This window comes from Nitratireductor aquibiodomus (genome assembly GCF_900105565.1).
Classification (GTDB): domain Bacteria; phylum Pseudomonadota; class Alphaproteobacteria; order Rhizobiales; family Rhizobiaceae; genus Nitratireductor; species Nitratireductor aquibiodomus.
In genome coordinates this window covers 1282732-1300597 of the sequence record NZ_FNSL01000001.1, presented here as the reverse complement: position 1 = coordinate 1300597, position 17866 = coordinate 1282732, and the positions used below count along the sequence as shown (strand labels likewise).

Below are 17866 nucleotides of genomic sequence, written 5' to 3'. Positions count from 1 at the left end.
TGCGGCTCTGCTGTCTCTCTGTCCGGTGGCCGTACCTTAGCTCAACGGCCGTAATTGAATTCAAGGGTTGTACGACATGCTGCTACGAGGCCTTTCTCTCACAGCGCAAATTGTGGCGACATTTCTCGGTCTTCTGTTCGTCACGTTCCTTATCGGCCGTGTCATGCCGATCGATCCGGTACTCGCTGTGGTCGGAGATCAGGCGTCAGAAGCCTCATACCGGGCCGCCTATCAGGAAATGGGTCTCGATAGGCCGCTGTATGAACAGTTCTTCGGTTATCTGACCGACATTTTCTCAGGGGATTTTGGTGTATCGCGCGTCACTTCCAGCCCTGTTCTGGAGGACATCGCGCGGGTGTTTCCGGCGACGCTCGAAATGGCGACGCTGGCAACGATCCTTGGCGTTGGGCTGGGCATCCCGGCGGGTGTGATCGCCGCCACCCATGCCGGTCGGTGGCCGGACTTCCTGTTGCGCGTGTTCAGTCTGCTCGGGTTTTCAATTCCGATCTTCTGGCTCGGGCTCATGGGGCTGTCCCTGTTCTATGGACAGCTGGGCTGGGTCGGCGGTCCGGGCAGGCTCGACATCTACTATCAAAATCTCGTTCCACAGATCACCGGGGTCTTGCTCATCGACTCCCTGATCACGGGAAACCTCGAGGTGTTCTGGAACGCGGTAAACCATCTGATCCTGCCCGTATCGGTTCTGGCTTATCATTCCATGGCATACATCAGCCGCATGACCCGTAGCTTCATGCTTGAGCAATTGGGCCAAGAGTACATCACGACTGCGCGCGTCAAGGGGTTGAGTGAGACCCGCGTGGTTTGGCGGCATGCTCTCGGGAACATCAAAATTCCACTGATCACGGTGATATCCTTGAGCTATGCAACGCTGCTTGAAGGCACCGTGTTGACCGAGACTGTTTTCTCCTGGCCAGGTCTCGGGCTCTACATCACCAACGCACTCCTCGCGGCGGACATGAATGCCGTTCTCGGAGGTACTATCGTGGTCGGCATTGTATTTGTCGGCGTTAATCTACTGTCGGATTTCCTCTACCGATTTGTCGATCCGAGAGCCAAGTAGGAACAGAGAAATGAGTTCTAGTGTGACTGTCGCTATAAATAGGGTACGCGGTTTTTCTGCTTGGATCACGGATGACGCCCCAAAGAACCGCGCTCACGCCTCAGCCGTAAAATTCTACTCCAGTGCAAGAAACATCTCGCGCAATGTGATTACGATGGCCGGTGTGGCGATTGTTGCCACCCTCATCGCCGTCGCAGTATGCGCACCGCTTTTGGCGCCCCATGATCCCTTGACGCAGGATCTTTTGCAACGCCTGCTCCCGCCCGGTTCCGAAAGCCATCTTCTGGGAACGGACGAGTTGGGCAGGGATATTTTGAGCAGACTGATTCACGGTGCCAGAATCACGCTCTATATCGTTGCGCTCGTGGCGATCATCGCGCCTACTGCAGGCCTTTTGATCGGTGGATTGGCAGGCTATGCGGGCGGGTTTCTCGATGTCGTGCTGATGCGCATCACTGATGTCTTCCTTGCATTCCCCAGGCTGGTTCTCGCTTTGGCCTTTGTCGCCGCACTTGGCCCGGGAATCGAGAACGCAGTGCTTGCAATTGCGATAACGGCATGGCCGCCCTACGCTCGACTGGCTCGCGCTGAAACCCTGACCATCCGCAGTTCGGACTTTATCTCGGCTATCAAGCTTCAAGGCGCGTCGCATACCCGAATTCTCTTTGGACACATTATCCCATTGTGCCTGCCGAGTGTTCTGGTGCGAACCACCCTGGACATGGCCGGCATTATCCTGACTGCGGCAGGATTGGGTTTTCTGGGACTTGGCGCCCGCCCACCCACGCCCGAATGGGGTGCAATGATATCGAGCGGGCGTGCATTTATCTTTGATCATTGGTGGGTCGCCGCCATGCCAGGCCTTGCAATACTGCTTGTAAGTCTCGGCTTCAATCTCATGGGGGATGGGCTCCGCGACGCGCTTGACCCAAGGGCTTCGAAATGAGCGCCGCACTTGTTGAAGTCGATGGCCTCACCGTGGGGTTCCCCCGCAAGGGCGGGATTGTTGATGTGGTCCGCAATGTCAGCTTTTCCATTGGACGTGAGAAGGTGGGGATCGTCGGAGAATCTGGCTCAGGCAAGAGTATGACCGGACGTGCGCTTCTGGGCCTCATTCGCCCGCCCGGAAGAGTGAGTGCGCGCGAACTTCGCGTCGGCGGCGTTGACTTGCTGAATGCGGGCGAACGAGCGATCCGCTCACTCCGCGGGAACCAGATCGGCATGATAATGCAGGATCCCAAGTTCTCGCTGAACCCTGTCATGCGGATCGGAGAGCAGATCTCGGAAGCTTATATGCTTCACCGCAATGTCGGACGGGCTGAAGCCCGGCTAGAGGCTCTGAAAATGCTCGAGAGAGTGAAAATCCGAGATCCGGAGCGTGTTTTCGACGCGTACCCGCATCAGATCTCGGGCGGCATGGGGCAGCGGGTGATGATCGCGATGATGCTCGCTCCTGAGCCAGGTTTCCTTATCGCCGACGAACCAACCTCAGCGCTCGATATGTCGGTGCAACTGGAAGTCCTTTCGCTGATCGACCAGTTGGTAAAGGAGCGTCAGATGGGATTAATGTTTATATCGCATGACCTTAATCAAGTCGCGGCGTTCTGCGACAGAGTTATTGTGATGTACGCCGGTCAGATTGTTGAAACCTGCAAGGCTGCGGAACTCGGCAAAGCGAAGCACCCGTATACGCGAGGCCTTATCGCAGCCATGCCGCGCCTCACCAAACCCTTGGAGATCCTCCCGACACTCAATCGTCAGGAGTCCTGGAGAACGGAGCCCGGAGTCGATGGCCGCATTTGATGAAAACATATTGGAAGTCGACAATCTGAAGGTCCATTTTGGGAAGTTTGTCGCCGTCAAGAGTGCCAGCTTTTATGTTCGCCGCGGAGAGACCTTCGGCATTGTCGGCGAGTCTGGGTCCGGGAAATCGACGATTCTCAAGGCCATCGCCGGGCTGGTGGATATCGCGGACGGTCGTATTTCCATGCAGGGGCGGGACCTCGGTGGCTCCCGGTCGAAGTCATTCTGCCGCGATGTCCAGCTGGTGTTTCAGGATCCGTACAGTTCGCTCCATCCGCGGCACACCATCGATCGCGTGTTGAGTGAACCGGCAACCATACACAGGCTGGCCGACATTGATCAGCGTGTCTCCGGACTTCTGAATGACGTTGGGCTGGCCCCCACATTTCGTTTTCGATATCCAAACCAGCTGTCGGGCGGCCAGCGGCAAAGAATTTCGATAGCCCGATCGCTTATGCTCAACCCGAAGCTGGTCTTGCTCGATGAGCCTACTTCGGCTCTTGACGTGTCGATACAGGCTGAGATTCTCAATCTGCTGCAGAGATTAAAGAATGAACGTGGCTTGAGCTATATACTGGTTAGCCACGACATCTCTGTTATTTCGCATATGTGCGACCGGGTCGCTGTTATGAACGATGGTGAAATCGTCGATGAGGTGAATGTGGCGCAGTTGCGAAATGTCAATTTCTCCAGTGACTATGCCAAAAGCTTGGTATCAAGCTCTCTCGATTACGAACGCGCCATCACTCGAAGTGGATCAGAAGCTGAAGTTCTATCCTCCTGATGCGATGGATGGCCCGCGTGCGCACCACTGTCCATCGCAAGCGACTTTGGGCAGTCCGGCGTGACCTGAGACACGACTGTTGTCTTGACGGGGAAGGGGCGGGGTGTGACGCTGGTTCTCCCGTAGGCGTGGTACATGGATTGAAAGCAATGCAGGTGGCTTCCCCGCTCCTGTCGGATGGGCCCGTTGAGCGGCGGGAGATCACCATTCTGACGGCTTTTCTGGTCCTGGAGGCCGCGATGCGCTGGAAGCGGTGACGCGTGCGCTGACCGATGGCCGCCGGACGGTCGACCGCTCCATTGGCGGCAGGGACGTGATTTCGAACCCCCCGGGGCCTTATGTGTTCCGTTTCGGTTATCGCGATCGCATTGCGGAAGCGACGATCAAGCCCGGCCATATGCGCGAAGAGTTCGTGATGCTCGGCGCGAAAAAAAGACAAGCCGCCCGGTGAGGTTGCGCGCCATGCAACCACAAGCGAAACGGCTTTGGGTGGTTTCGAAAGCTCACGATAAACCACGTTCCCCATAGGGGGCATCACAATCCATGCCGGTACGATGCCGACATCGACCTCGGCTGTTGCCCGGCTGATACAGGACCAGCCGGGCCGCAGGTGATGGAAGGCTACCAGCCTCCTTCCGCACGGCGATTGTATTTGGCATCACCGCCAAGATCGAAAACCAGAAGCTTGGGTTCGGTGAAGGTCTGAAGGAACCATTGCGAGAGTTCGCGGCCAACGCCGCTGTTTCCCGTTCCTCCGAAGGGGGCAAGCTGATCCCAGTAGTTGCTGGTCTCGTTGATGTTGACCGAGCCATGCGGCAAGGCCTCACCCACGCGCCAGGCCGTGGCAAGGTCACGCGTCCAAAGTGATGCGATCAGACCGAGGCCTGTTGAGTTGGCGATTTCAATGGCTTCTTCGGCATCCCTGATCTTCATGATCGGAGCGACGGGGCCAAAAGTCTCTTCCTGCATGATCTTCATGTCGGTCGTGACATTGGTGAGGATCGTCGCAGGGAAATAAAGACCTTCTTCCTTGCCAATCTGCTCGATCTCCGCGCCTTTTGCGCGCGCGTCATCCACATGCGACTTCACCCGCGAAAGGGTATCTTCGTTGCAAAGCGGTCCCATCTCGGTGTCTTCGTTCGAAGGGTCGCCGATCTTCAGCTTCCGGGCCTTGGCGCGGAATTTCTCGACGAATTCGTCGTAGACGGCCTCGTGAACGAGCAAGCGTTCTGCCGAGGTGCACACCTGGCCGGAATAATAGAAACAGCCATTGATGGCGCCATCGACGGCGGCATCGATATCCGCGTCTTCCAGAATGATGAAGGGGCCATCACCTCCCAGTTCAAGAAGGTGCGGGCGCAGAGCGCATTTCTCGGCAATGCCGCGGCCCGTGCGCGTGGACCCGGTGAAGAACACGCCTTTCACATCGCTGTGTTCCACGAGCGCATTTCCGACATCGCCCTTGCCTTGCACCACGTTGAGAACGCCATCGGGCAGCCCTGCTTCTTTCATCAGATCGGCCAGCATCGCGCAGCAGATGGCGGAGTACTCCGAGGGTTTCCAGATCACGGTGTTGCCGGCCGCAATGATATGCGCAAGAGCGATCGAGGAAATGTCGGTGGGGAAATTGTAGGGGGTTATGACCGAGACGACGCCGAGAGGCCTATGGTTCATCACCAGCCTCTTGTTGTTTGTCTGCTCCTGGGTGGATGGGAAGGAAAGGCCGCGATGGCGCAGGATTTCCTCGGCGGCCTTGCCCCAGGACGGAGCCGAATACTCAAAGACTTCTTCCCGCGCATCCGTGATGGTTTTGCCAATCTCGGCAGTAATCATCTGTGCAATGGGTTCGGCACGTTCGAGGAACAGCCTGTGAATGTTGCGCATGATCTTTGCGCGGCCCACATTGGAAATCGCGGCCCAAGCGGGTTGTGCGGCCTTGGCTGCGGCAACGGCGCGATCGACATCGTCGAGCGAACAGTTGCCGACTTGATGAAGAACCGAACGGTCGTGTGGATTGCGGACCTCGAAAGTCCCGGCCGATCCGTCCTCCCATGCGCCATTGATAAGCAAGCCCCTTGTGGGCAGTGTGGATACGTTTACGTGTCTGTTCATGAGTATCCTCCCTCATTTCGGTTTTCTGTTGGAAATGGTCAGCTTCGTTGAGACCTGTCCCGCAGGACGAGAACCGAAGCCAGGATCAGCAATGCGGAGGCCAGAACGATCAATGTGCCAATGGCGTTGATCTCAGGCGTGATGCCGCGCCGCATGGTGGAGTAGATGTACATCGGCAGCGTGTTGTCGCGCCCTGTCAGGAAGAACGTGACCGGGATTTCGTCGAACGACAACACGAAGGACAACAGCCCGGCACCGATGATCGCCGTTTTGATGTTCGGCAATGTGACGTACCAGAAGGTCTGCAAACCGTTGGCGCCAAGGTCGGACGAAGCTTCGCCATACGACTTCGGCACACGCTGCAATCGTGCGAAAATCTGCGTTACCACGACCGCGAGCAATGCGGTGGCATGGCCGAGAATGACCGTTTCGAGGCTAAGGCCGAACCCGAAAATGCGGAACATGTTCAGCATGGAGATGCCGGTGACGATGCCCGGCAGGGCTATCGGCAAAAGAAGCAGCCGCCGAAACACTGCTTTTCCGGGAAACTGGTGACGGTCGAGCGCAATGGCGGCGGGAATGCCGACCATCAATGTCAGCGCCGTTGCGCAGCTTGCCACATAAAGACTGTTGCCGAGTGCCTCCAGAAGGGCTGTGTTGGAAAAAAGCTTGACGTACCAGTCCAGTGTGAATCCGGAGAGGGGCCAGGTCAGCGTCCGGGAGTCGTTGAAGCTGAAGACGATCAGAACGGCGATGGGCAGGTAGAGAAAGGCCATCAGGGCGCACACGAAGGTCATGAACGCACTGTCGGCGATCCATCTCGTTGAGCGAGCCTTGCCGGCGCGGGGCGGTGTCGTGGCGATAGCGTTCATTTCAAAGCTCCACCTGGCCGGACTGTTCTATCCAGTCGGAAACCGAGATTATCGCCAGAACGAGGATCAGCATCACCACGGCAAGCGCCGAGCCGAGCGGCCAGTTGAGAGCAGACCCGAACTGTGAGGTGATGACATTTGCGACCATCAATCCATCCGGCCCGCCAACCAGGAAAGGAGCGATGAAATCGCCGAAACTCAGGCAGAAAGTCATCGTGAAGCCTGCCACGATGCCGGGCATCGACAGGGGCACCGTCACGCGAAAGAAAGTCTGGATCGCGCTCATGCCGAGGTCGGCGGAGGCTTCGTCGAGGTTGCGCGGAATCTTTTCAAGCGCTGCGTAGATTGGCATCACCATGAAGGGGATGAATATGTAAGTCAGTGTGATGACCATCGCGAACTGGCTGTAGAGGAACGCATCGACGGGCGCATCCACGATGCCAAGCCCGATGAGGGCCGTGTTCAGGATCCCTTCTGTTCCCAGAATGGTTTTCCAGACATACGCACGCAGCAGGTATGAAACCCAGAGTGGTGCAATGACCGCCATGAAGAGAACGGTTCTCCATCGGGCGCTTTGCAACCGGAACACGATGAAATAGGCGAAGGGATAGGCAAGAAGCAGGGATGCTCCGGAGACGAGCGCCGCGATCTTCAACGTGCGCAGGAGAACCTGCATGTATTGCGGATCGGTGAACAGCGTAACGTAGTTGCCGAACTGAAACGCCGGAACGAACAGCGGATATTTCTTGAGCCAGAAACTGTAGGTCAGGAGCACGCCGTACGGCAGGAGCATGAAGAGAACGATCCAAAGGATCGGTACCCCCATGATGAGGGTGCGGGACGTGTTGTCGAAGAGGCGGTGGCGCATGATGCTAACTTCCCGCCTCGAACAGAAATATGTTGTGCGGCTCCAGGGAAATGACCACCTCATCTCCCGGGCGCGCATGTTTGTGGCTTGCGATGCCGCGCGGCAACATGGTGTCGGTTGAAATCAGGCTGCCATCTGCAAGTTCGGTGACCGTCCGCAACCCAAGGCCGAGATAGATGTTCTCTTTCACGCGGCCGCGCAGCAGATTGTCGCCGGGCGCTGAACCATCGGCGACGATCCGCGCCTTTTCAGGACGGACTCCGATCTGAAGCGTATTGCCGTTCAGATGAACGGGTGCGTTGGATATGGTGATTTTCTGGCCGGCCACTTCGACAACCGCCAGCGTGCCTTCCTGCGACAGGAGCTTGGCGGAGAGAAAGTTGGTCGTGCCGATGAAGTTTGCCACATAGGGCGATGCCGGCCTCTCATAGAGGTCTTCCGGTGTGCCGTCCTGAGCGATGTTGCCGGCCTGCATGACAACGATGCGATCGGACATGACCAGTGCCTCGGATTGGTCATGCGTGACCATGATGAAGGTGATGCCCAACCGCTCCTGCATGTGCTTGAGCTCCACCTGCATCTGTTCGCGCAGTTTGGCATCAAGGGCAGACAGCGGCTCGTCCAGCAGCAACACCTTGGGTTCACGAACGATTGCGCGGGCGAGTGCTATTCGCTGGCGCTGGCCGCCGGAGAGTTGATGGGGGCGCTGATCGATCTTGTCTTCCAGCCCGACGAGGCGGAGCGCTTCGCGCACCCTGTCCTGCGCGGCCATGCCTCTGATGCCTTTCATCAACAGGCCATAGGCGATGTTCTGCCCGACGCTCATATGGGGAAAGAGCGCATAGTCCTGAAACATCATGTTCACGTCGCGCCGCTGCGGAGGAAGGCCGGTGATGTCTTCGCCAGCCAGATGCACGGTGCCGCCCGTCGGTGTCTCGAAACCGCCGATCATCCGCAGGAGGGTGGATTTGCCACATCCGGAGGGGCCGAGCAGGGTGAGGAACTCACCGTTCCTCACGGACAGATCGACATGATCGACCCCGACAACGCTGCCGTAGTGTTTGCAGATGCCCTTCAACTGGATGACTGGCTCGGCCTCGGCCATGATCTTGCTCACGGGCACCGCTGAGACCCGTGCGCCGGGCCTCAGATTCTCGTCGTGCAGGCCCATTACTGCGCCTTCACTGCGTTCCAGGCATTCGTGTAGGCCTCGGTCCGTTCGCCCAGTGGCTTCCAGAGCAGCAGGCTGTCGAGGTAATCGGGATCGTCCTGATGCAAGGCGATGAACTGCTCGTCGCTCATGCAGGCGCGCGCGGCTTCCTTGTTGGCGGCCGAGTAGCCATTTACATTGGCGACCCCGCACTGGCCGAGCTCGGTGATCTGCATGTTCAGGAATTTGTAAGCGCAATCGGATGCGCGGCCCTTCACGATCATCCAGCTGTCCATCCAGCCTTCGGCGTTCTCCTCGGGAATGAATTCGGTGACCTGAATGTCCTTTTCGGCAAGAAGCGAAGACTGATAGCCCGCCCAGGTGTTGGATATGTACACCTCGCCGCCCGCGAAGAGATCGACAAGCTCGCCGGCCGTCGCCCAGTATTTGCGAACAAGCGGCTTTTGCTCGACAAGTCTGGCCTTGGCTGCGGCGATCTGTTCGTCGCTCAGATTGTAGATGTCCATGTCGCCATTCAGGCGTGCGGCAACATAGATCGCCGACTTGTCGTCCCACAGTGCGACCTTGCCTGCATGTTTCTCATCGAAAAGTTCGGCAATGGAGGTGGGAGGCGTATCGAAAGCATCGTTGCGATACATGAAGGCGATCGCCCCCCAAGAATAGGGCATGCCATAGATGACGCCGTCGCGGTTGATGCCCGGCTCCTTGCGAAACTTCTCATAGATGCCTTCCCAGGCTTCTATTCGCGACGTGTCGATGGGTTCGACAAAGCCGGCGTCGATAATCAGCCCGGAAACATCGATGGAGGGCGAAATCAGATCGTAGACGCCACCGCCTGCTGCAAGCTTGGGGGCGAAGTCGTCATTCGAACCGACATAAGTCGCGTTGACGGTGCAGCCCGATTGTTTCTGAAACTGATCGATGAAGCTGGGATCGGCATAGCCTTCCCAGGTCAGAACGTTCAGATCCTGTGAAAATGCCGACGTCGCGACGGATGTGGCCATCATAACGGCAAGCGTTGCCGAAGGCAGTTTCCTGTAAGTCATTGTTCTCCTCCACGTTATTGTTTTTCAGGCTGGGGTATCGTCCGTCGTTTTCCGGCTTATGGTTCCGATGTCCACGCCAAGTGCCTTGGCTGCCTTGCGTTTGCTTCCATGTGCCTGGATGGCGCGGTCGATCAGCGCTCGCTCGAAGCGGCGCACCTCCGTTTTCAGATCGAACGTTCCCGTATTCGGCACATCGCGATCCGGCGGGACCGGATCCAGCGTGAGCAGTTCTGTCGTCAATTCCGCCATGTCGTCGGCATCTTCGGTGAAGATGGCGCCGCGCTGCACGATGTTCAGAAGCTCGCGGATGTTGCCCGGAAAGCTGTAGTCCTCAAGGATACGCAGGAGCCGATCGGGAAAGGCGACCGGCTCCTTCCGGCGACGATTGATGGTGAGAAGAAAGCGCTGAATCAGGTGCTCGATCAGCTCCGGCATGTCCCGCAAGGGCGGGACGGCGAGACGGATGACGGCCAACCGGTAATAGAGATCGGCGCGGAATTTTCCCGCCTGTACCAGTTCCTGCAAATCCCTGTTGGTCGCCGTGATGAGGCGAGGGCCGATCTGTACTGCGCCCGCGCCGCGATGAAAATCGAGTGTGTTGTCTTCCAGATGGCCGACCAGACGGGCCTGCGCGCTGAGAGACAATTCCGCCACCTCGTCGAGAAACAGTGTTCCGCCAGCAGCCCTGAAGAACGCGCTGTCTTCCCCGTCATTGGATCCGAACAGCATGCGATCGAGCTCGTGTGGAGAGATCATCGCGCAATTGATGGAGATGAAGGCGTCGCTGCCGCGTGCAACCCCGCCATGAAGGAAGCGTGCTATCTCCGATTTGCCGACACCCGATTCACCGGTAATCAGCACGCGCGCGCCGCGCTGCATTGCGCGCTCCCCGCGCGACAGCACCTTGTGGAGTGTAGAGCACAGACGACGCTGGGCCTCAAAATCGGGGCGCGTCTTGTTTCCGGCCAGAAAGCCGCTCGGTCGGGGCGTGGTGTCGCCCTCGGACATCTGGCGGCGGTAATCGAAGTTCTCCAGATCGCACAGTTTTATCAGCGCGATATGATCGGTGTGAGGTCTGCGGCGCAGGCTGACCAGAACGCGCCTGCCTGAAGCCACCACAAGATTGATATCTGTGCGGACACCCTTTTGAACGGCTTCAAGGAGTGTGCGCCACGATCCCAGGGCGATGTTCACGCTGGATATCGTTTGGCCGATGAGCGCCCCAGGCTGCACGGCCAGCATGCGAGCCGCCTCGTCGTTCATGTCGGCGATGCGGCTCTGCGCATCAAGCATGATGTAACCGTCGTCACTCAGGCGCAGAACCGTATCAAGGCGATCGATGTCAGGAAGTTGAGCCAAGACTATACCTCCGGCCGGTTCGGGGCGGCGCTGACGATCACTGCAATCGCATCGTCGGCGGGGCTGTTGGTGATCGTCCAGAGGTGCTCTTCGCCATCCACGTGGATGTCCTGGGGTGTCGGAAAGGGCGCTGCGATGACGTTGTCGATTGCCGCGACCAGGGCTCTGCGGTCACGCGGCCCGCCGTTCAGAACGGGGGCGTACTCCCGGCCAAGAAGATCGGCCTCGCTCGCGCCGAGGAGGCGGGTTGCCGCCGCATTCGCAAAGAGAATGTTGCCCGTATCTCCGAGAGCGAGTACCGGCATCGGCAGAAATCCGAGAACCGTCTGAGCAAGCCTCAGCTGATGCGCCAGTGCCGCCTCCCGCCGCCGGTGCTTGCCCACATCACGCACATTCCCGAACATCCTCAGAAGTCGACCACCTTCGATATGGGCGCGGACATCGTTCTCCACCTCGATCTGCACATTGTCGTATCGGGTGTCGCGGGCTGGCGCCGCGTCGACTTCGAAGCCGTTCGCGATGAGATTGAGAACGAATTCTTCGTTCTGCGGGTTGCGTGGGAATATCTCGGCGACCGGACGATCGGTCAGCGTGTGATCGGATGGAAGAAGGTAAAGCTGCGCCATCGCGGGATTGGCGAAGCTCCAGTAGGGATCGTTTTCGAACACCTGCCGCACGACTTCGCTATCAGGCGCGGTTACATCCACAGGGATGCCGAATTCCATACACCAGCAAGCCTCGCTTGAGGCTTCGAGAACGCCGCGAAGCACCTCCTGAGATGGGGATTTGGCGAGCAGGTCGGTTTGGTGCGATGTAATCATACATCGATAATGCAATAATTCATCACAGAGTCAACAGGGGCTGGTAGGCGCTGTGATTGTATAAAATCAAAAGATCAGATGTTCTTGATATGATTTCTCATTACCGTCGATGATCTGCACCTTGAGGTATGATGCAAATTTTCATCATATGAAGGACGTCATGCACCCGGCACGATGTGCCGGGTGCATGACGGGATCGGATGAGTCCTGGAGCGTCGAAAATTAGACCTGCGGGGCACAGCTGCGCATCCTGGATTTCCAAGAGCGGGTACACGGTGCCGTTCCGTGCTGAACGCCCGGCGCGAGCCGGCATATCTATCGTGTCAGAGATGCGATGGTGTTGGCGATGGTCTGAGGGTGGGTTTTCAACCAGCTTTCGTTCATTTTGAGAATATATCCACCTCCCGATGGAGGGGGCAGTTTTACGTTCATAGCTGTGGCGCGCTTCGCCGCTTCTGCATGATCGGGATTGCAGGTGATGCGGATGACATTCGTGTCATTATCGAGTCTTTTTGTTTCCACGCCAAGCGCGGAAAGGCCGTCTAGTACGGCAGTGCCTGCCTTTCGTATGTTGGTCCAGTTCTCCTGCTGCCGGGTTAGCGCATTGTTTGCCAGAAGCGCCGCAGGCCACATCTGGAAAAGGCCGCCGCCAAAACGTCGGCGCTCGTGATGTTGCCCATGAAGTTCCGCCGTTGGCCCCGCGAGAACTGCCCCAAAAGGGGCGTCTAGGTACTTGTAAAGCGATAGATATACATAGTCGAATGGGGCTGTGATTTCAGCAACCTGTCGGTCCGTCCAGGCCGCTTCGATAAAAATTCTGGCTGCATCAAGGATCAGGGGGATGCCTTCGGCCTTTGCCAAGGCAACGATCTCTGCCAGAGCAATGGGATCGAACAGGCGATTGGCGTGTCGACGGCTGGGCGTTTCCACCATCACGCCCACAATGCTGGCCGGCACACGGGCACTGGCCGTGCGCGCGATCTCGGCGCGCAGCTGCTCTGCTGTGAAGTTCGGGCCTTCCGAAACCAGAGGCACCGTGGTGACACCGATGCCGTGGGTGAAGTTGTCCCCTGCATCGTTGAACACATGGCTGTCGCGCTGCACGACCAGCCGCGGTCCGCGCTTGGCGGCGGCAAGCTCGCGCGCGGCCAGCATGTTTGCCAGTGTGCCCGTCGGATACATGACCGCCGCTTCCTTGCCGAACATCGCGGCGACGGCGTTTTCCAGTTCGGTGACCGGCCCGCCGACACCATAATAGTCCGGCGCGACATCGCCACTGGCGGTCAATTCGGCAAGGCGCTCTGCCGTTTCCTTGGGTGTCAGCCAGTCGCCATCATCCGCCAGGTTCAATCGCGTCATGAAGCGTCTCCGGGTTTGCCCACGGCGTCCGGGAAGAGCGCGCGAAGCCCATCGACAACATCGGAAACGCTTGCCTTGAGGCTCGCCTCGCCCTTTTCCTTCGTCGCAAGTGTTGCGTCGCCGCGAATGCCCGTGGCCGAATAGTCGACGCCGCTTTCCGGGTCGCCGTTGAAGGTGGTCGGCCAGTAGAACACGGTCTTGGGCGCGTCGAGCTGGTTTCCATAGTCGCAGACGAGCTTGTCCTTGCGGACGCGGCTTTCATCGAGCGCGAGGATCAGCGAGGTCTCATGCTCGTCGCCGTGTCCGCCGAGCTTCTGGGTCATCAGGTGTTCGGCGTCATGGCCGAGCGCCAGAATGTTTGCAAGCGCGACGCGGGTTCCGGTGCGCTCGTAGAATTCGCGCACGGCCACCTGCACGACAGGCGTCGTCGAGACACCGGTGTTCAGGATTGCGAGATTGCGGAAGCCCTGTGCGAGAAAACCGCTCAGAACATCGTCGATCAGCATGGAGAATGTTTCCGGGCGGATGTGCTGGCTGCCGGGATAGTGGCGGAACGCCGGGTAGTATCCAAACGACATGACGGGCGCTGCCAGAATGGGCAGCTGCTCGAGCACACCGTCGGTCAGGCCACGGGCGAGCAGATAGTCGGTGCAAAGCGGCAGCGCATGGCCATGCTCTTTTGCTGCGGCGCCAATCGGCACCAGAACCAGCGCATCGCGGTCGCGCCATTCCGCCGCTTCGCTCCAGGTCAGATCTTCAAGCCAACGGCCCTTCATCGCGCTTCTCCTTCAGTCATTCTTTTGTCTTCCGGTGCTCGATGCGGGCTTTCCGCATTCGGCCCGGGAAAGTGGCACGCCACGGCCTGTCCGTTCGTATCTGTGGCAAGCGTGGGTATTTCGCTGCGGCATTTGTTCTGAACACGCGGACAGCGCAGGTGAAACGGGCAACCCGGCGGCGGGTTGATGGGGTTTGGAATCTCGCCTGATGGCACCGGAATGCGCCCGCGACGCCCCGCGCCCGCCTCGGGAATGGCGGAGAGCAGCGCCTGCGTATAAGGGTGTTGCGGCGTCTCGAAGAGCTGCGCCTCGGTGCCGATTTCGACCACGCGGCCCAGATAGAGAACCGCGATGCGGTGGCACAGAAAGCGCACGACACCGAGATTGTGCGAGATGAAGACGAAGGTCACCCCGGTCTCGCGCTGAATGTCGCGCAGCAGGGTCAGGACCTGCGCTTGCACCGACACGTCGAGCGCCGAAACCGCTTCATCGCAGACGATCAGGCGCGGCTTCACGGCAAGCGCCCGCGCAATGCCGATGCGCTGGCGCTGACCGCCGGAGAAGGCATGCGGATAGCGGTCGGCGCTTTCCGCCGGCAGTCCCACGACCTTCAGAACCTCGGCAACACGGGCGGCGATCTCGGCGCGTTTCATGCCGATATTCACCAGCGGTTCCGCAACGATCTCGCCCACCTTCATACGCGGGTTGAGAGAGGCGTAGGGATCCTGGAAAACGATCTGGATATCGCGGCGGAGCGGACGCATGGCGCGCTTGCTAAGCCGGGTGATGTCACGGCCGTCGAAAACGATTGCGCCGTCGCTCGGGTCCGTCAGCCGCAGGATCATGCGGCCAAGCGTGGACTTGCCGCAGCCGCTCTCGCCCACGATGCCGAGCGTTTCGCCTGCCGCCACATCGAGCGAGACGTCGCTCACCGCTGCCAGTTCCTTGTTGCCCACCCGGAAGCGCTTGGAGATATTCTCCAGTTTCAACAATGGCGCAGTCATGCCAGTGCCTCCAGCTCGTCAATCGCCTCGGTGCGGAAACAGCGAGCGAAATGCGCCGGTCCTGTTTCCGTCAACGGAGGAACGGACAGGGCGCAGGCTTCCATCGCCATCGGGCAGCGCTCGTGGAACCGGCAGCCATCCGGAAAGCGTCCCGCCGCAGGCATGGTGCCCTTGATGATCGGAAGATCGTCCTGCCGCTGCGATGCCGAGGGGATCGACCGCAGGAGGAGCCGGGAATAGGGGTGCGCGGACCGGGTGAACAGCGCGTCACCCTCCGAGCGCTCCACCACCTGCCCGCCATACATCACCACCACGCGGTCGGCGATCTGGGCCACCACGCCCATGTCATGGGTGATGAGCATCACGCCCATGCCGAATTCGTCCTTTAGATCCAGAATGAGATTGAGGATCTGCGCCTGAATGGTCACATCCAGCGCCGTTGTCGGTTCGTCTGCGATCAGAAGTTTCGGGCGGCAGGCAAGCGCAATGGCGATCATGATGCGCTGCTTCATGCCGCCGGAGAGCTGGTGCGGATAGTCGCGCGCCCGCAGGTCAGGTGCGGGAATGCCCACGCGGTCCATCAGTTCCACGGCGCGGCGGCGTGCCTCTGCCGGAGGGCAGAAGGCATGTTCGGTCATGGCCTCGACAATCTGGTCGCCGACCCGTTGCACGGGGTTCAGGCTGGTGCCCGGCTCCTGAAAGATCATCGCCATTTCAGGCCCGCGCAGGGCGCGCAGCTCTTCTCCAGAAAGCGTGGTCAGGTCGGTGCCGGAAAGCGCGATATTGCCGGAGGTGATTTTGCCGGAATGGCCGAGCAGCCCCATAATCGCCAGCGAGGTCACGGATTTGCCCGAGCCGCTTTCGCCGACAACGCCCACGACTTCGCCGGGCATCACATCGAAAGAGACGTCTTTCAGCACTTCGACAGGGCCGCGCAGCGTGTTGAAGGAAACGCTGAGCCCGCTGAGATCCAGAAGTTTCATCAACGCCCCCTGCTTTTTGGGTCAAGCACATCGCGCAGGCCATCGCCCAGCAGGTTGAAGCCGATCATGGTGATGCCAAGCGCAACCGAGGCGGAAAGCGCCAGATGCGGATCGGTGCGCAGATTGGGCAGCCCGTCGCGGATCATGCCGCCCCATGTGGGGTAGGGCTCCTGAACGCCGATGCCGAGAAACGACATCGTTGCCTCCGCCATGATGATCATGCCGACGCCGAGAGAGGCGCGCACGATCATCGGCGACACGATGTTGGGCAGGAGATGCCGCCACATGATCCGCCATGTGGGCGTGCCGCAGGCAATGCCGGCCTCGACGAAGGGTTCCTCGCGCAGCGACAGGACAAGGGCGCGCGCCATGCGCGCAATGCCCGGCCACCAGACGAGCGCCAGAGCGACGATCACCGTGAATGTGCCAGGCCCCATGGCCGCCGCCACGATGATGGCGATGATGAGTTCCGGAAATGCGAAAATGATGTCGACGAAGCGCATCAGGACATTGTCGACATGCCCGCGATACCAAGCGGCCACCATGCCCAGAATCGTGCCGAATGTCATGGTGATTGCGAGAACCGAGAGCGCGACCGTCAGCGAGACGCGGGCGCCCATGATGAGCCGGCTGAGCACGTCGCGGCCAAGCGCGTCGGTCCCGAGAAGATGGTCGCCGCCGGGCGGCAGCCATGTCGCCATGATCGACACTTTTGTCGGGTCATGGGGTGTGATCCAGGGTGCGAGAAGCGCCACGATGGCGACGAGCGCCACAATGATGCTGCCGATCATCGCATTGCGCGAGCGCAGAAAGCGGATCTGAAAATCGGAGAAGCCCCGCCTCGGTGCTGGCGCGGTCAGCGTATCGGTTTTCGCTGTCTCAAGCGTCATGCGGAGGCCTCGTCGGAACGGATGCGTGGATCGAGCCAGGCATAGATGAGGTCTACGCAGAGATTGATCAGCGAATAGAAGACCGTGAACAGAAGGACGATGGACATGGTGACCGGGTAGTCGCGCGCAAGTACGCTATCGATGGCGATGCGGCCGAGACCGGGAATGTTGAAGACCGTTTCCACCACGAACGCACCCGACAGGAGACCACCGAAAATCAGGCCGATGGACGTGACGATGGGCACCATCGTGTTGCCGAGAGCATGCCGCCAGATGACGCGGTTTTCGCGAACGCCTTTGGCGCGCGCGGTGCGCACGAAATCGCGGTCGAGCACTTCGAGCATATAGGTGCGGGTGAGGCGGGCAATCACCGCCATCGGGCCGACGACCAGAACCGTGACTGGCAGAACGAGCTGCGCGGGCGAGCCCCAGCCGGCGACCGGCAGCAGCGCCAGTTTGAGCGAGAGTATCCAGACCAGAAGCGCGGCCAGCGCGAATGAGGGAATGGAGATGAAGGTGACGAGCAGCAGGATGATGCCGGTGTCGGCCCAGCTTCCCGCGCGCACGGCGGCAAACACGCCGAAGAACAGGCCCAGCGGCACGGCGATGAAAAGCGCGGAAAGCGCCAGAAGCGGCGTGATCGTCATGCCGTCGCGAATGACGTCGATCACCGTCGACCCGACATAGCGATACGAAAGACCGAACGTGCCGTTCAGTACGTCGCCGATATAGGCAAGAAACTGGACCGGCAATGGCCGATCCAGTCCGTAATCTGCGCGCAGGCGCGCTTCCAGCACGGCATCTCCGGCATGGTCGGACAGCATGACCATGATGGGGTCGCCGGGAACGGCCCTGACCGCAAAGAATGTAACGATCAGAGCCACGGCCCAGACCAGCGTCAGCCCCAGCAGACGCCGCGTTGCGTAATGCAGCATCA

General features: G+C 59.4%; 18 protein-coding genes. 5 read left to right on the top strand and 13 right to left on the bottom strand.

Annotation, left to right across the window (positions count from 1 at the left end; genetic code table 11):
• Positions 1-76: 76 nt before the first annotated feature.
• The 5 genes from BLW55_RS06250 to BLW55_RS20760 all read left to right on the top strand — a co-directional run bounded on the left by BLW55_RS06250 (position 77) and on the right by BLW55_RS20760 (position 4119).
• Positions 77-1081 (top strand): ABC transporter permease, encoded by a 1005-nt coding sequence (locus BLW55_RS06250; protein ID WP_090327564.1) that lies wholly within the window; start codon positions 77-79, stop codon positions 1079-1081.
• A 10-nt stretch (positions 1082-1091) separates the two neighbouring features.
• Positions 1092-2027: an ABC transporter permease gene (locus BLW55_RS06245; RefSeq protein ID WP_090327561.1), complete on the top strand. Its 936-nt coding sequence runs from the start codon at positions 1092-1094 to the stop codon at positions 2025-2027.
• Positions 2024-2884: an ABC transporter ATP-binding protein gene (locus tag BLW55_RS06240; RefSeq protein ID WP_007009609.1), complete on the top strand. Its 861-nt coding sequence runs from the start codon at positions 2024-2026 to the stop codon at positions 2882-2884. Before BLW55_RS06245 ends, BLW55_RS06240 begins: the two co-directional genes overlap by 4 nt.
• Positions 2871-3668, top strand: a complete 798-nt coding sequence (locus tag BLW55_RS06235; protein ID WP_007009610.1) for an ABC transporter ATP-binding protein — start codon at positions 2871-2873, stop codon at positions 3666-3668. Before BLW55_RS06240 ends, BLW55_RS06235 begins: the two co-directional genes overlap by 14 nt.
• 253 nt (positions 3669-3921) lie before the next feature.
• Positions 3922-4119 carry a hypothetical protein gene (locus BLW55_RS20760; protein WP_177175030.1) on the top strand — a complete coding sequence of 66 codons (198 nt, stop codon included), beginning with the start codon at positions 3922-3924 and terminating at the stop codon, positions 4117-4119.
• 170 nt (positions 4120-4289) lie between these two features.
• Here BLW55_RS20760 and BLW55_RS06225 read toward each other — a convergent pair whose 3' ends face one another.
• From BLW55_RS06225 to BLW55_RS06165, 13 genes are all read right to left on the bottom strand, one after another.
• The gene (locus BLW55_RS06225) at positions 4290-5780 is read right to left on the bottom strand and encodes an aldehyde dehydrogenase family protein (protein ID WP_090327559.1); all 1491 of its coding nucleotides are present in this window, start codon (positions 5778-5780) and stop codon (positions 4290-4292) included.
• Positions 5781-5818: 38 nt separating this feature from the next.
• Complete coding sequence (locus tag BLW55_RS06220; RefSeq protein WP_090327556.1) at positions 5819-6652, bottom strand: ABC transporter permease; 834 nt, start codon at positions 6650-6652, stop codon at positions 5819-5821.
• A 1-nt stretch (position 6653) separates the two neighbouring features.
• A complete protein-coding gene (locus BLW55_RS06215; protein WP_090327555.1) occupies positions 6654-7520 on the bottom strand; it encodes an ABC transporter permease in 867 nt (288 codons plus the stop codon).
• A 4-nt stretch (positions 7521-7524) separates the two neighbouring features.
• Positions 7525-8691 carry an ABC transporter ATP-binding protein gene (locus BLW55_RS06210; protein ID WP_090327552.1) on the bottom strand — a complete coding sequence of 389 codons (1167 nt, stop codon included), beginning with the start codon at positions 8689-8691 and terminating at the stop codon, positions 7525-7527.
• On the bottom strand, positions 8691-9737 hold the full coding sequence (locus BLW55_RS06205; RefSeq protein WP_090327550.1) for an ABC transporter substrate-binding protein: 1047 nt from the start codon (positions 9735-9737) through the stop codon (positions 8691-8693). The genes BLW55_RS06210 and BLW55_RS06205 overlap by 1 nt, the downstream gene beginning before the upstream one ends.
• Positions 9738-9761: 24 nt before the next feature.
• Positions 9762-11096, bottom strand: coding sequence for a sigma 54-interacting transcriptional regulator (locus BLW55_RS06200; RefSeq protein ID WP_090327547.1), 1335 nt, complete (start codon positions 11094-11096; stop codon positions 9762-9764).
• A 2-nt stretch (positions 11097-11098) separates the two neighbouring features.
• Positions 11099-11917 carry a PAS domain-containing protein gene (locus BLW55_RS06195; RefSeq protein WP_025030963.1) on the bottom strand — a complete coding sequence of 273 codons (819 nt, stop codon included), beginning with the start codon at positions 11915-11917 and terminating at the stop codon, positions 11099-11101.
• Between the two features lie 315 nt (positions 11918-12232).
• Positions 12233-13276: a threonine aldolase family protein gene (locus BLW55_RS06190; protein ID WP_025030964.1), complete on the bottom strand. Its 1044-nt coding sequence runs from the start codon at positions 13274-13276 to the stop codon at positions 12233-12235.
• Complete coding sequence (locus BLW55_RS06185) at positions 13273-14052, bottom strand: creatininase family protein (RefSeq protein ID WP_025030965.1); 780 nt, start codon at positions 14050-14052, stop codon at positions 13273-13275. Before BLW55_RS06185 ends, BLW55_RS06190 begins: the two co-directional genes overlap by 4 nt.
• Positions 14049-15056, bottom strand: coding sequence for an ABC transporter ATP-binding protein (locus tag BLW55_RS06180; protein ID WP_090327545.1), 1008 nt, complete (start codon positions 15054-15056; stop codon positions 14049-14051). Before BLW55_RS06180 ends, BLW55_RS06185 begins: the two co-directional genes overlap by 4 nt.
• Positions 15053-16039, bottom strand: coding sequence for an ABC transporter ATP-binding protein (locus tag BLW55_RS06175; protein WP_090327542.1), 987 nt, complete (start codon positions 16037-16039; stop codon positions 15053-15055). The genes BLW55_RS06180 and BLW55_RS06175 overlap by 4 nt, the downstream gene beginning before the upstream one ends.
• Complete coding sequence (locus tag BLW55_RS06170; RefSeq protein ID WP_090327540.1) at positions 16039-16929, bottom strand: ABC transporter permease; 891 nt, start codon at positions 16927-16929, stop codon at positions 16039-16041. The genes BLW55_RS06175 and BLW55_RS06170 overlap by 1 nt, the downstream gene beginning before the upstream one ends.
• Positions 16926-17864 carry an ABC transporter permease gene (locus tag BLW55_RS06165; RefSeq protein ID WP_090327538.1) on the bottom strand — a complete coding sequence of 313 codons (939 nt, stop codon included), beginning with the start codon at positions 17862-17864 and terminating at the stop codon, positions 16926-16928. Before BLW55_RS06165 ends, BLW55_RS06170 begins: the two co-directional genes overlap by 4 nt.
• Positions 17865-17866 lie beyond the last annotated feature (2 nt).